Consider the following 13,855-nt stretch of genomic DNA (forward strand, 5'->3'; position numbering starts at 1 on the left):
TCGGCGATCCGCCGCTGCCGACGGCCACCGCCCTGCGCATCCCGCAGCAACCTGACCCCCCTCCCCTGCCCGCCGCGGAGAAAGGGCATCACCGTGGAGACACCCACCAGGTATCAAGGACCGGTTCTGGGCCTGTTCCGAATCGTGCTCGGACTGCTGTTCGCCTGCCACGGAGCAGCGACGCTCTTCGACGTTCTCGGCGGGCCACATGGGCAGCCCCCCAGCACCGGCCAGTGGCCCGGATGGTGGGCGGCGGTGATCCAGCTGGTCGGCGGCGCTCTCGTGCTGCTGGGCCTGGGCACCCGGCCAGCCGCGATCCTGTGCTCCGGGTCCATGGCCTACGCCTACTTCGTCCACCACCAGCCCGACGGGTTGTTCCCGCTGGAGAACGGCGGCGAGCGGGCCGCACTGTTCTGCTGGGCCTTCCTGCTCATCGCCGCTCTCGGCCCCGGTCGGTGGTCCCTGGCCGAGCTGCCGGCTCTCACCGCGCAGCTCAAGCGGCGCACCCGAAGGGAGGTGAGCGACCGCAGTCAAGCCTGAACCCAAACAAACGACTGTCATGTGCACGTAAATACTGGTCGAATCGGCCAGTGCTCCCCTGACACACGGAGGAACAGCACCATGAACCTCGCATCCGCGAAACCGTCCCGTCGCACGGCCGTCAGCGCCGGCGTGCTGGCCACCGGTCTGCTCTGCCTACTCCCGCTGGCGCCGACGGCGTCCGCCCACGGCACGGTCATCGCTCCGCAGACGCGCAACTACGGCTGCCTGCAGCGGTGGGGCTACACCGAGCCGAACGAGGCCCAGGACCCCATGTGCTACCGGACCTACCACGAGAACGCCAACGCCATCGGCGCGTGGAAGGCCGTCTACGCCAACAACACCGGGGACAACTACAAGCAGGTCATCCCCGACGGCCAGATCTGCAGCGCCGGCGGCCAGGGCGAGACGAACTACCGGCCGCTGGACCGCCCCGGCCCGTGGATCACCACCAGCATCGACGACAACTTCACCGTCGACATCTACGACGAGGCCCGCCACGGCGCGGACTGGCTCGAGGTCTACGTCACCAAGCAGGGCTTCAACCCGGAGTACCAGCTCATCGGGTGGGACGACCTCGAGCTGGTGAAGAAGACCGGCCGCTACCCCTACCAGCCGCACTACGTCACCGACGTCTCGACGTCGGGCTACAGCGGCCGCCACGTCGTGGTGACCGTCTGGAAGGCCTCTCACATGGACCAGAAGTACTTCCTGTGCAGCGACGTCGACTTCGGCTGACCCAGACCGAATGACCGGCTCCGTGGGGCTGCCCGAAGCAGCCCCACGGAGCCACCGGGCCAACCGTTCGCGCGTTCCGCCCTTCACCGCCCTCGTGACCCTCCCCCGCGAAAATCCGAGGACAGACGATGCCCCGTCCTTCCGGCCACGCCGACAACATCCAACCGGCTGCGGACACCATGCGCCCCCACCGGTGGAGCAATGCTGTGCACAGCCGGCTTCTGCCACTGGCACAGAGCTACCAGCGCAGCGGGCCGGCTGTCCTGCGCGTCAGCGTCGGGATCGTTTTCTGCTGGTTCGGATTCCTCAAGTTCTTTCCCGGCGCCAGCGCAGCCGAGAACATCGCCGTCAAAGCCGTGGCCGAGCTCACGCTCGGGCTGATCCCCGACGGCCTCTGCCTGCCGCTGCTCGCCCTGCTGGAAACGGCCATCGGCCTGTGCCTGGTCACCGGCCGACTGCTGCGCATCGCCCTGGCCGCCTTCTTCTGCCACATGGCCGGTGTCTTCACCTCACTGACCCTTCTGGCCGGCGACATGTGGCACGCCTACGGCCTCGTCCCCACTCTCGAAGGCCAGTACGTCATCAAGAACATCGTCCTCTTCGCCGCAGGCCTCTTCATCGCCGCCGACGACCTCACCCGGTGAACCAGCAGCCTCGTCACCCGACCGCACACAGCACCCACCAGGAGCCCGAGTGGGCAGCACCATCACCCTGCACAACGTCGCCAAGACCTACCCCGGCGGCCAGCCGGCCCTACGGCACATCTCCCTGAGTGTCGCGGCCAGCGAGTTCCTCGTCCTGCTCGGCCCCTCCGGCTGCGGCAAGTCCACACTCCTGCGCATGATCGCCGGGCTCGAGACCATCACCGAAGGCGAACTGCACCTCGACGGGACCCTCGCCAACGACCTCGATCCCAGCGAACGAGACACCGCAATGATCTTCCAGAACTTCGCGCTCTACCCGAACATGACCGCCGCCCAGAACATCGGCTTCCCCCTCGCCGTCCACAAACAGGACCCCGCAGACGCGTCACGGCACGTGGAGGCAGCAGCACACGCCCTGGGCATCAGTCACCTCCTCGATCGCCTGCCCGGCCGGCTATCCGGCGGAGAGCGTCAGCGCGTGGCCATGGGCCGGGCCACCGTCCGCCAGCCCTCGGTCTTCCTCCTGGACGAACCGCTCTCCAGCCTCGACGCCAGACTCCGTACCCGCCTGCGCCTGGAAATCCTCTCCACCACCCGCAAAACCGGAGCGACGACGATCTACGTCACCCACGACCAGGCCGAAGCCATGGCCCTGGGCGACCGGGTGGCAGTCCTGCGCGACGGCATCCTCCAGCAGGTCGACACCCCCCGCAGCCTCTACACACTGCCCGCCAACGCCTTCGTCGCCTCCTTCGTCGGCATCCCGCGCATCAGCCTCATCCACGGAACCGTCTATGCCCCCATCGACGGCGCCCTGTCCCTCAGCCTCGGAGCCCAGCAACTGTTCCTGCCCGTCCCCCTCTCCCGCGATCACCAGATGCTCCGCGTCATGCAAGGCAGCCCCCTCCTGATCGGCCTGCGCCCCGAAGCGGTCCGCATCGCCGAACCCACCCAGGCCACCCCTGTCGAACGCGCCCTGACCGCAATCATCGAACACGTCGAATTCCAGGGCCATGAAACCCTCCTGCACCTCTCCCTGGGCGGACGGCCGGCCGACGTACCACCCCAGCCCCTGCACGACACACCGAAGCCCACCCGCAGCATCACCAGCAGCCTCGTACACCGGCTTCTTCACCACACCAGCCTTCCCTCAAAGCAACGCATCACCGCCGACTCCCCCGTCACGCTGCCCCACGCCGAGCCCCCAAGCACCAGAACCGGCGAACTCGTCATCCGAGCAGGCTCCGGAACGAACCACCGGCGCGGGCAGCACCTACCGCTCCTCGTCGACGTCCGCAACCTCCTCGTCTTCAACCATCAAGGCGAACGCGTCAGCCCCGACCCCACCCACATCCCCGACCTGTGAACACCCAGAGGCAAGTCGCCTCGATCTGCGAACGGAAGGATCCGGCCGAACGCGTTGCCGCGCCCCCCGGCCCCAAACAGGCAGCAGGCCGCCCAAGATGCGGCCAGCCGACTTCGACCACACGGTGCGGCTCGGTCGGATCCGCTCTCCGCAGCCGATCGAGGTCCGCTTCGGCACGAGCCGGGCCGGGACCGTCACCGTCGCGCTCTACACCACGACATCCGTCGACGCGGTCATCCCCGCTCACCCCGAGGTCGACTGGGAACAGCTGCTCGCGGTGGAGAAAGGCCGGCGCTCCCCTCTCGTCGTACTGGCGAAGCAGGCCGCCCCGGCCTGACCGGGGGGCTGTCACGTTGGCTGTCCGGATGGAATGATCTTCGGGTTGGTCATGGTGGAGGGGGACCTCCCGTGGACAGTGCGCCGTCGTACAGGGGCACCGGTATCCGGTCGAGGTGATCTCGCACTGCGCGTGGCTGTACTTCCGCTTCCCGCTCGGTTTCCGGGAGGTCGGGGAGCTGATGTCGGAGCGCGGCATGATCGTCTCGTACGGGACCGTCCGGCGCTGGTGCCTGAAGGTCGGTCAGCAGTACCCCAACGGCCTGCGCCGCCGACAGCCTCAGCCCGGCGACAGACGCTGGGACGCCACACCCGATCAGCGATCCCGCCGCGGCGGCAAAAGCCGTCCTCTACCCTGATCTCGGCCCACGCCTCGCACCTTCTTGGGCGACGAGGCCACCATCACATCCGGCACCTGTGCCGCCAGCGAAGGCTCATACGGTAGCCGCAACACCCCACGGGCGAGCGATACAAGCGCTTTTCGACGCCGCTGCCTCTATAGGTCATCGAACAGGTTCGGCGGCCCGAGGAGGACGAGCGGTGATCACGTGGACAGCCGTATGCGCCGCACTGGCGATGGGAGGTGGTGCCGGCATGACTGCGCTGTTACGGGCTTTGGCATTTCAACTCCGTGAACGCAGCCGACGCAAGACAATGACGGCCGTGATGTGCAGGATGCCGCACCGAGGAGGCAGCGTTCAAGTCACCGACGAGAACGGGATCACGTGGGTGGTGCGGTGTCGCGGCGGGACGGAGGCAGGGTGAGCGAGGACGCCTTCGACACCCTCTACCGCAGGTGGTACCGGGCCTTGGTGGCCAAGACCTTTCTGGTCACAGGGGGCCGCCTGGACCTTGCCGAGGATGCGGTGCAAGAGGCATTCGTACAGTGCTGGCGGCGGATGACCGACCCCGCCGGGGAGCCGGTGGAGCACTGGTACGGATGGCTGTCGATCACGGCCGTCCGCGAAGCACTGCGGCGCCGCAGTACGGAGACCGTCTTCGACGCCGACCGCCATGACCATGCAATCCATGCTCCCGACTTGGCGGTGGAGGTGCAGTTGAAGGAGGTATACCGCAGGGCGTGCACGGAGATGGCACGCTTGAAGAAACGTCCTCGCCAAGCCATGGCCTTGCGGTGTATCGCAGGGCTGAGTACCGCCGAGGTCGCGAGGGAGATGGGAATTACGCAGTCGACGGTACGGGTTCACCTTGCGGAGGCCCGCCGAGCGCTGGAGCCGTTGAGGGTGGATCTCACACAATTGGGCATCGTGAACGAGGGGGAAGGAGAACGTTGTGACTGAGACGCCTGCTGACCCCCACGTCTCCGAAGACGAGACGGGCGGCAAGCCGCCCAGGACGCGTTCCCACCCACAGGCCCCCCCCGCCGACATTCTGTCGTCGAACCCACCCACGCCGCAGCACGAGTTGCCGCTGACCGATGATGAAGCAGCGCTGACATCGGTGACGCACGCGTCTGAGGCTGCCGTTTCCGAGGCATTGGCTCCGGTCCTGGACGTCGAAGGGTCTCTAGCCGGCCTCAAGCGGAGACTTGCCGGGCTGGACGCCCGAGCGCACTCTGCAGCAGAACGGCAAGAAGAACAGAACACACCGCTGCGCACCGCACCGGCACGCCTGGATGCAACACGCCATGAAGCTGACAGTAAGGCGGTGCGACCGGCGAAGGTGCCTGCACTGGCAGGGGCAGCCTTCAGCGGCGGCGAGACGGCAGAGATCGGCTTCCCCTGGTGGAGCGACGACCTGGAGTTTCTCCAACGCACATGGGAACTCACCAGCGGCGACGAGCGGGCAGGGCTTCCCCTGACCGCCGTGGAGGTCGACGCCCAGTCCAAAGCCGCTCCGGCGGAGCCGAAAAGCAGAGCCCAAGGCGCGACAGGGATCGGCCCGGTCCCCCATCTTCTGCAGATGGCGTTCGCCAATCCGAAGGAGGCACTGGCGCAGGCCCAGGTCCTGCTCGAGTCTGATCCGTCGCCGCAGAGTGCCTCCGTCGCGCACCAAGTGATCGGCATCTGGCAGCGGGACTGGGGCGACCTCAGCCTTGCCCTGCATCACCTGCGCCGCGCCCGCGATCTGGCGGCACGCGCACAGGCGCCCGACCGGGAGGCTGACGTGCTGGCCACACTCGGCGTGGCGCTCATCCACGCGGGCCGCAGCCGACAGGGCCTGGCCTCCCTGGAACGCAGCGTCGCCGTCAGCAGCGGACACACCCGTGCGCGTGTGCTGTTCCGACGCGCCTACGCCTTCTGGGTTCTCGCCCGCCACAGGGAGGCACTGGAGGACATCCGGCGCGCGATTCCCGTACTGCGCCAGGCGGAGGACGTTATCTGGACAGCGCGTGCGCTGACTCTGCGGGCCACCCTGCATCTCGCGCTCGGAGCACCGGAGCGGGCGGAGGCCGACTTCACCGCAGCCGAGGCACTGTGGGACAGCACAGGCCAGGAGCACGATAAGGCAGATGCGGTGGAGAGCCGAGGGCTGGCCGCCTTCCGGTCCGGCGACATCCCGGCCGCGCTGCGGTTCTTGGACAAAGCAAACGAGCTCTGCACCAGGCTCGGCACGCCGACGTTCATGCTCAACATCCGCCGCTGTGAGGTGCTGATGGCCGCCGGGCTGGCCCCGGAGGCGCTGGCTGAGGCGGATGAGGCGATTGCCGTGCTGGACGGCATCGGCGGCCAGTCCACCCGCAAGGCCGAATTGCTGCTGATGGCGGCCCGTGCGGCCCAGCTGGCGGGTGATCCGCACACGGCCATCGCGCGCGCTGCGCCGGCGGTACGGCTGTTCGCCGGGCAGAGGCGCATCTGGTGGGAGGCGCATGCGCGGCTGGTGCTGATCGAGGCGCGCTTTGCCGCTGGTCGACACTCGGGGCGGCTCGTCGCGGACGCTGCCGCAGCCGCCGAACGACTTGCGTCCTTCGGCGCACCGGCCGCGCCGGAGGCATCACTGCTTGCGGGCCGGATCGCACTGGCCCTGGGCTGGACGGCGGATGCCGAGCGGCATCTGGCCATCGCCGCCCGCAGTCGGCACACCGGGCCCATGCTGGCGCGGATAACGGGTTGGGTAGCGCAGGCGCTGCGTGCCCGTGCCGCCGGCTCGGTTCGGGGGGTGCTGAGCGCTTGCCGGCGCGGGCTCGACGTGCTCGACGACCACCGGATGACGCTGGGTGCCTCGGAGTTGTCGGTCAGGGCCACCAAGCATGGCGCCGAACTCGGCGTGCTGGCCCAGCAGGTCAGCCTGGAGTTGGGCAGTCCGCGCCGGCTGCTGGTGTGGAGCGAGCGCTGGCGGGCCACCGTGCTGTCCAGGCCGCCGATCCGGCCGCTGGCCGACCCTCAGCTACGGAGTGCACTGACCGCGTTCCGGGAGATCGCCGCCCGTGCCGAGGCCGCCCGTATGGAGGCACGGCCGGTGCCTGCCCTGGAGCGCGAACAGCGGCGCCTGGAGCGGGAGATTCAGTCCCAAGCCTTGCACCTGCGCGGCGACAGCCCCACCGACACTGACCGCTTCGATCCGGGCAGACTGCTCCAAGAGCTGGGCAGTCGCCAGCAACTAGTCGAACTCATCGTCCTCGACGGACGAATCCAGGTACTGCTGTGCGGGAACGGGCGGGTTCGGCGCTTCGAGGCAGGACTGCTCGCCGAGGCGCAGAACGAGGCCGAACACGCGCAGGCCGGGCTGCGGCAGCTGGCCCACTCGGGGGCGGTGAGCCGACTTCCTATGGTAGAGGCTGCGGGACGGCGGCTGGAGGAGCTGCTGCTCGGTCCGGCCGCGACGCATCTAGGCGACGGACCGGTCGTGCTCGTGCCGCCAGCCGGGCTGGATCGTGTGCCATGGGCGCTGCTGGCGTCGCTGCGCGAGCGGGTGCTCACCGTGTCACCATCGGCGAGCAGTTGGCTGCGCGCCCGGGAGACCGAGCCGCCGCCGGGCAGCCGCCAGGTGCTGGTACGCGGGCCGGGGCTGAACAACGGCGGCGCGGAGGTGACGGCACTGGCCAACCGGCACCCCGGATCAACGGTGCTGGAGCGCGAAGACGCACTCGGATCCCGTGTGCTGCGGGAGATCGACGGTGCCGCACTCGTGCACATCGCCGCGCACGGAACCTACCGCGCCGACAACCCGCTGTTCTCCTCATTGCGGATGGCCGACGGACCGCTCATCGTCCATAACCTCGCATGCCTGGACCGCCGCCCGCACCAGATCATCTTGTCCAGTCGCGAGACCACACGCCTCTCGCCGGCCGGTGAGGGAGGACTGTTTGGCCTGGTCGCTGAGCTGCTGCCGATGGGCACGGCGGGGATAGTGGCATGCAACGCGCCGGTCAACGAGGCCGCTGTGGTGCCATTGATGCTGTCGCTGCACGACGGCTTGGCCGCTGGCCTGTCTCTGTCCGAGGCATTGCGCGACGCCCGCGTCGCCCGTCCAGCCGATGCGCTCTACCAGGCCACCAGCTGGGCCTTCATGGCCTACGGCGCGGCGTGACCACAGCGTCACCTGGCCCGCCGACCGACAGGCGCTCTTGACGGGCCCGACCGCGCCAACCGCGTGTACAGCAGCGTCAGGGCAGGACACCCCCGCGTCGGCGGGGGAGGGGCGAGTTCTGCGCCTCGTCTCGAATTGGTGAACCTTCAACGGACTCAGCTTGTTCAACATCATCTGGCGATAGCCTGCCGCTCCGCCTCATCCCTGGGGGGACCATGACTAACCTGCCCGAGCAGCCCACCACCCCGCCGCAGCCCGCGGCCCCACCCACCCCAGGCGTCCCGCTGCAGCCTGTGCCGCTCGAAAAGTCATCAGCGCAGGTGGGAGTGATGCAGTTCGATCCTGGGATCATGTCCGCGTGATTGTGTCTCTGCTGTACAGGCTGGTCCGGAGGCTGTTGTCCGTCCCATCGGTGCTGCTGCGGCGTGACACCGCGAATGGCGCCGAGTTGCTCGTGCTGCGGACCAGGATCCTCGGCGGCGTGATCAGCGAATACCGCTATATCGCTTGACCGGCGACGATGACTTTTCGAGCGGCACAGGTGGAGATCCTTGCCGACGCCGGCTACCAGGGCCTGGGCGCCCAGACCGGCGGCCGGCTGGTCACACCACCGCACCGCAAGTTCAAGAAGAACGCCCTCGCCTGGTACGAGGAGATGCACGAGCGGCAGCGCAAGGAGCACTCCTCACGCCGTATCCGGGTCGAGCACGGCATCGCCCACCTGGAGAACTGGCGGGCCCTGGCCCGACACCTCGGCCGTCGCAAGCATATGAGCGACACCGTCCAGGCCGTCGCCGGCCTGCTGTCCCACCAGCAGACCGCAGACCTGATCCCGGTACGGCGGATGTGAACACCGAGCCCCACCGAAGCCCTCGACGCCTCACTGCCTACTGTGCACGAGCTCGTTACGAGCTGGTGCGTGATAGCGATGGAGTCGTGTTTGCCTGATCGGAGTCGTGGTCACGCGTTGGCGGTGCGGTCGGAGACGAGGCCGGCGATGGCCCGGTAGGTGACGGGCAGGACCTCTCGCCGGTGGGTCCAGCGGGTCAGCTGCTTCCAGCGTTTGTGGTCAGCGAGTGCGTGCTCGACGGTGATCCGCTTCGATGAGTGTCGGTGCCGGGCTTCCTCTCTGGCCGCGTGTACGTGCGGCAAAGCGATCTTGTTCGGCTTTCTGGGTGGTGTGGCCGCTTGGCCAGGATGGTCGCGTCGGAGTCCGAGATAGCCGTCGTCCAAGAGCACTTCCACCTCCGGAAAATGCTGGAAGCAGACGGCGATGCCTTCGTTGCGTGCGGCAGTCGCATCGTGCATCCGCCCTGGTCGCAGAGCATCGGTCCAGAGTGTGCGGCCCTGGTGGTCGGCGATGATGGTGGCCTTCATGGTGTTCTGCTTCTTCTTGCCCGAGACGAACGCCCGGCGTCCGCCGCGGCCGGCTGCGGGCCGGCGGACCTGGACCTCGGTGGCGTCCAGCCGCAGCTCGATGCCCTCGACCTGGGCACAGGCGAACACATCCGCCAGGGTCCGCAGCCGCAGGCCAGGACGGCCGGGGACCGCGCATCCGCGTTCGGCCAGGAGCCCGCGGATCTCTCCGATCGCACGGGTGACGGTGGAACGGTCGACACCGCACAACAGGGCGAGGACAGAGTGCGGGAGATCGTGCCGCAGGTGGATCAGCGTGACGACCAGCCGGTCGACGAACACCAGCCGATACCTGGCACCGGCCCCCGCCTCACGTTTCCTGACCCCACCACGTGCCCTGTGACGGTGCCCCTCGACCACGGCCTGCCACGGGCCTGCCAACTCCTCGACCAAGCAAGCCAGATGCTGCCGGGAGACACCGGTGAACAGCTGATGCGCGAGGATGTCCCGGTTGACCATGATCACCATGGGCTGGATCATCCCACCCTCGCGCGATCACCCCTCAACCGCTATCACGCACCAGCTCGTAAGAGTCCCCGAGTGGCGGGGAGTTCGATCATGCATGTGGAGCCGGCCTCATTCGTGGCAGGATGACGACATATTGATCAGAAAGGGCGATGCCGCGTAGGCGCCCGAAGGCCGTCCGTGCTGAGCGGTGGCGGCCTCGCAAACATGTTGCAGTTCGGCGGATCCGGGGTATTTCCGCGAAGACTCGTGCCGCTGTCCGCCGCGTCGGGGATGAGCGGATGTGGCCTGGTGCAGTTGCTGACGCGCTTGTCCATTTCGAGTGGGCGTTCAGGCAGCCCGGCCGCTATCTGAAGGCGTCCCAGGTCTGGCAGCCCGGACTGGAGGTGGAGTATGCCCGCGATGATCTGGAAGAGGTCATGCTTCATCTCCCTCTCGGTGCCCGGCGCGATCTCGGCCGGCTGGTTGCTCGTATCGACGACGAGTTCGAGCGTCGCACTCTGCCGAATCCCGGGCCGGTGAACGCCTTCACGGTGGGCGGCTGGTGGTGGTCAAGGATCCGTGAGCGGTGAGGATGCTCACGAAGCCTCGTGCGCCCAGGTCAGCTCGTGGCCACCAGGACTCCGACCACGGCCCCCACCACAGCAGGCCAACGCCATGCGCAGATACTGCGCAACCGTCGGGGGCACGGTAGGGGAAACCCGGCGGGCGGTGGGACACCATGCCGTCGCCCCCATACAGGCATGAGGAGCAGGAAGCGGGGTAGCAGGACGGGCGGCTGGACGAAGTGGCAGACGTCTAGGTGCTGGCGGGAACACGGCGGGGCGGTGGCGAACAAGACCTGGGGAGGTCACATGCCACCGCCCCACCGTAAGAGCGGTCCCGTCCGACCATGCACCGCCACAACCCCCGCCACACAGGCCAGCACACCCGTCGATGCCAGTGATCGTCGCCACCGTGGAGCGGGGGTTGCGGTTCACACGGCGCTGGTCGACCGCGAGGGTCGCGTCGCGACCCTTGGATGCGGTCAACCTTCGGTCGGCTGCGCTGTGTGGTGTACCGCCGCGCGAACGGCGAAAGACCCTCCCCGTAACGCAGCTGGGCCTCGCTGTACGGGGTATCCATGGCCAGCGAGGTCTTACCGCTGCGGCTCACCCCGGTGAAAGGCGGTGAGTCGTCCCTTGGGGATGCTCAGGGAAACGTGCCGCGGATTGCTGGTGCGGGCACCCACCACGTCAATGGCCCCGTGCCCCGCACCCGCGGCGTCCTGCACGGACTCGGACAACCGTCGCTCCCGTCTTCCGTGACGTTCGGCGGCAGCGGCGTCTGTTTCCGGTTCCGGTTCGGGATGTGTCAGCGGTAGTCGTCCGCCGAGCCGTCCTTCCCGCCGTACAAGGTGTCCTCAAAGTACGCCCAGGCGTCGGGCTGGCTGCCGTCCACGTCGCGTACGCCGTAGGCCTTGGCGAGGTCCGCGCTGGAGGCGGACTTCTTGTTCCAGCGGGCCGCCCGGTCCGGGTCCGCGGCGAGCGCGGCGACCCCGCGGGCGAGGTAGTGCGGTGACTCGGCGATGGCGAAGGCGGGTTCCTGGGCGACGGCGTCGCGCCAGTTCTCCTCGCTCACACCGAAGTGGGCAAGCATCTGTTCCGAGCGCATGAAGCCCGGTGTAACGGCGACGGCCGTGCCCCCGTACTGCGCCAGTTCCTCCCCCAAGCCGAAGGCGATCCGAATTGGTGCGTTCTTGGCGAGGTCGTAGAAGAGGTTCTCACGGTAGCGGCGGTTGGACGCCGCCGTGCCGTCGGTGACCTCGACGTGGAGCGGGGCGTCGGAGCGCACCAGGAGCGGGAGGGCCAGCGCCGCGGTGATCACGTGGGACCGGACTCCGAGTTCCAGGATGCGCAGCCCGTCGGCGAGAGGCGTCTCCCAGCTCTTCTTGCCGAACACGGACTTCACGAGGAGGTGCTCGCCGCCCCACAGATCGTTGACGAGGACGTCCAGCCGTCCCTGCTCGCGCTCGATGCGTCCGACGAGGGCACGTACCTGGTCCTCGTCGAGGTGGTCGGTGGGCACCGCGATACCGGTACCGCCAGCCGCCGTCACCAGTTCGCCGGTCTCCTCGATGGTCTCCGTGCTCCGGCCGATCTCGCTGGCGTGCGTACGGGTGGTGCGGCCGGTGACGTAGACCGTGGCGCCCAGCCGGCCGAGTTCGACGGCGAGCGCGCGTCCGGCACCGCGTGTGGCCCCGGCGACGAGTGCGATCCGGCCGGTCAGCGGAGCTCCGCCGGTGATGTGCTGGGTGGTGGTGTCCTGGTTCATGCCACCACCGTGCACGGTAAACACGACAATCTGCGTCACCATTTCCTGGGAAATTCCACCGCTCCCCCGGTCGGTAGCGGTGGCCGCTGTTCGTCAAGGGCTTCGCCAACAAGGCCGGAGCCGTCACCGCGCTCGTCCTGGGCGCGCTCCTCGTCGCTCATATGCTGGGCGTGGACCCGACCGATGCCGTACATCGCATCCTCGACATGTGACCGCCGTCGTGCCCGGAACCCGGCCACCCCCAGTTCGGGCACGACGGCAAAACCCCCGCACGCTCCGCTACGACTGCTCGAGCGGCTTCCGAGACGCCAGGTCGAAGGCGTTTTCGTGCGGAGAGGCGCGGTTGGCTTCATCGACGTCAAACGACAGCAGTTGTCGACGACCTCGGGAGGCCCTCACCGGACCCGGATCTCGATGTCGACGAGAACGGGTTCTGGCTCAAGTTCTGGGCTCTGTCGCTGATTTGGGGGTGGGTGACGATCAAGGGCGGATGGGCATCACCTTGGCGTGGGGGACGTGGTTCGCCTCGCTGACCTCCTTCTTCAGGGGGTCGGAGTCGAGGTGGACGAGGTGGTTCTTGGGGACACTGAGGTCCGTCTTGCCGTGCGGTCCACGGTGGGGTCGGCCGCCTGCCCAGGACGCGGATGGAGATCCTCGCGAGTGCACTGCTACTGCCAGCGGTGTCTGGCGGACCGTCCCGTTGCTGGTCGGCAGGTACGACTGGACCTGCGGGCACGTCGACTCGTGTGCGGCAACGATAGCTGCGGGCGTCGAACTTTCGCCGAGCAGATCCCGGACTTGGCGCGTCGACACGTGCGCCGCACGAATGCCCTCACCGCTCAGCTCACCGACATCGCCCTGTTTCTGGGCGGACGTGCCGGCGCCAGTCTGTGCGGACGCCTGGCCGCCACCACCGGCAAGGACACCCTGCTCCGCCTCCTTCGCACACTGCCCGTCCCGCGGCCGGAGTCTGTCCCATGTCTGGGGGTCGACGAGTTCGCTGTGCGCCGCGGTCGTACCTACGCGACGATCCTCGTCGACATGAGCACCCGCCGCCCTGTCGATGTCCTCGCGGACCGCACCGCGCACACCTTCGCCGCATGGCTGCGCGAACACCCCGAGGTAAGGGTTGTCTGCCGCGACCGTGCCGGCTCCTTCCGCGAAGGCGCCCAGGCCGGTGCACCACAGGCCCGGCAAGTTGCCGATGCCTGGCACTTGCTGCACAACCTCGCCGAGGCCGTCGAGCGAGTCGTCGGACGACATCGCGCCGGCCTGCGTGAACCCCTCACCGTCCGGGCCGACCGGGACGACACCCGCCCACCAGCGGGTGTCCGCCCCGCCACCCTGGGCGAACTGGACGTGCACGGACGGCCTCGGCGGCTGGCCGCCCGCACCCGCGAACGCCACCAGCAGATCCACGAACGCATCGAACGCGGCGACAGCCTGCGAGTCATCGCCCGCGAACTCCGTCTCAGCCGCGGCACCGTCCTGCGCTTCGCCCGGGCCACTGACGTCGAGCAGCTTCTCGTCGCGGCGATCCACCGCC

At 68.4% G+C, this 13,855-nt stretch carries 13 protein-coding genes and 1 pseudogene; 12 read left to right on the forward strand and 2 right to left on the reverse strand.

The window, feature by feature from the left end:
• The first annotated feature begins 93 nt into the window (after positions 1-93).
• The 10 genes and pseudogenes from FHS37_RS37960 (at position 94) to FHS37_RS38005 (ending at position 8,965) form a co-directional block, all read left to right on the forward strand.
• Positions 94-540, forward strand: a complete 447-nt coding sequence (locus FHS37_RS37960) for a DoxX family protein (RefSeq protein WP_184829771.1) — start codon at positions 94-96, stop codon at positions 538-540.
• Positions 541-621: 81 nt separating this feature from the next.
• Positions 622-1,278 (forward strand): lytic polysaccharide monooxygenase auxiliary activity family 9 protein, encoded by a 657-nt coding sequence (locus FHS37_RS37965; RefSeq protein ID WP_184829773.1) that lies wholly within the window; start codon positions 622-624, stop codon positions 1,276-1,278.
• A 206-nt stretch (positions 1,279-1,484) separates the two neighbouring features.
• On the forward strand, positions 1,485-1,922 hold the full coding sequence (locus FHS37_RS37970) for a DoxX family membrane protein (RefSeq protein WP_229890281.1): 438 nt from the start codon (positions 1,485-1,487) through the stop codon (positions 1,920-1,922).
• A 49-nt stretch (positions 1,923-1,971) separates the two neighbouring features.
• Entirely contained in the window at positions 1,972-3,288 is a 1,317-nt protein-coding gene (locus FHS37_RS37975; RefSeq protein ID WP_184829775.1) for an ABC transporter ATP-binding protein, read from the forward strand.
• 97 nt (positions 3,289-3,385) lie between these two features.
• Positions 3,386-3,625, forward strand: a complete 240-nt coding sequence (locus FHS37_RS37980) for a hypothetical protein (RefSeq protein WP_184829777.1) — start codon at positions 3,386-3,388, stop codon at positions 3,623-3,625.
• A gap of 115 nt (positions 3,626-3,740) precedes the next feature.
• Positions 3,741-3,920, forward strand: a pseudogene (locus tag FHS37_RS37985) (IS6 family transposase); the annotation flags it as partial.
• 465 nt (positions 3,921-4,385) lie between these two features.
• Positions 4,386-4,925, forward strand: a complete 540-nt coding sequence (locus FHS37_RS37990) for an RNA polymerase sigma factor (protein ID WP_184829779.1) — start codon at positions 4,386-4,388, stop codon at positions 4,923-4,925.
• 622 nt (positions 4,926-5,547) lie between these two features.
• A complete protein-coding gene (locus FHS37_RS37995) occupies positions 5,548-8,115 on the forward strand; it encodes a CHAT domain-containing protein (protein WP_184829795.1) in 2,568 nt (855 codons plus the stop codon).
• Positions 8,116-8,473: 358 nt separating this feature from the next.
• Positions 8,474-8,626 (forward strand): hypothetical protein, encoded by a 153-nt coding sequence (locus FHS37_RS38000; RefSeq protein ID WP_373304330.1) that lies wholly within the window; start codon positions 8,474-8,476, stop codon positions 8,624-8,626.
• A gap of 9 nt (positions 8,627-8,635) precedes the next feature.
• Entirely contained in the window at positions 8,636-8,965 is a 330-nt protein-coding gene (locus tag FHS37_RS38005) for a transposase family protein (RefSeq protein ID WP_221500804.1), read from the forward strand.
• 110 nt (positions 8,966-9,075) lie between these two features.
• On the opposite strand, the gene FHS37_RS38010 is transcribed toward FHS37_RS38005, so the two are convergent.
• Complete coding sequence (locus FHS37_RS38010) at positions 9,076-9,990, reverse strand: transposase family protein (RefSeq protein WP_184829799.1); 915 nt, start codon at positions 9,988-9,990, stop codon at positions 9,076-9,078.
• A 287-nt stretch (positions 9,991-10,277) separates the two neighbouring features.
• Between FHS37_RS38010 and FHS37_RS38015 the strand changes: the two genes are divergently transcribed.
• Positions 10,278-10,568, forward strand: coding sequence for a hypothetical protein (locus tag FHS37_RS38015; protein ID WP_184829781.1), 291 nt, complete (start codon positions 10,278-10,280; stop codon positions 10,566-10,568).
• Between the two features lie 781 nt (positions 10,569-11,349).
• Here the strand turns inward: FHS37_RS38015 and FHS37_RS38020 are convergent.
• A complete protein-coding gene (locus tag FHS37_RS38020; protein ID WP_184829783.1) occupies positions 11,350-12,309 on the reverse strand; it encodes an SDR family oxidoreductase in 960 nt (319 codons plus the stop codon).
• A gap of 660 nt (positions 12,310-12,969) precedes the next feature.
• Between FHS37_RS38020 and FHS37_RS38025 the strand changes: the two genes are divergently transcribed.
• A partial coding sequence (locus tag FHS37_RS38025; protein ID WP_311136983.1) for an ISL3 family transposase occupies positions 12,970-13,855 on the forward strand: 886 nt, incomplete at its 3' end.

This window comes from Streptomyces griseomycini, from assembly GCF_014203535.1.
In the GTDB taxonomy this organism is placed as follows: Bacteria; Actinomycetota; Actinomycetes; order Streptomycetales; family Streptomycetaceae; genus Streptomyces; species Streptomyces griseomycini.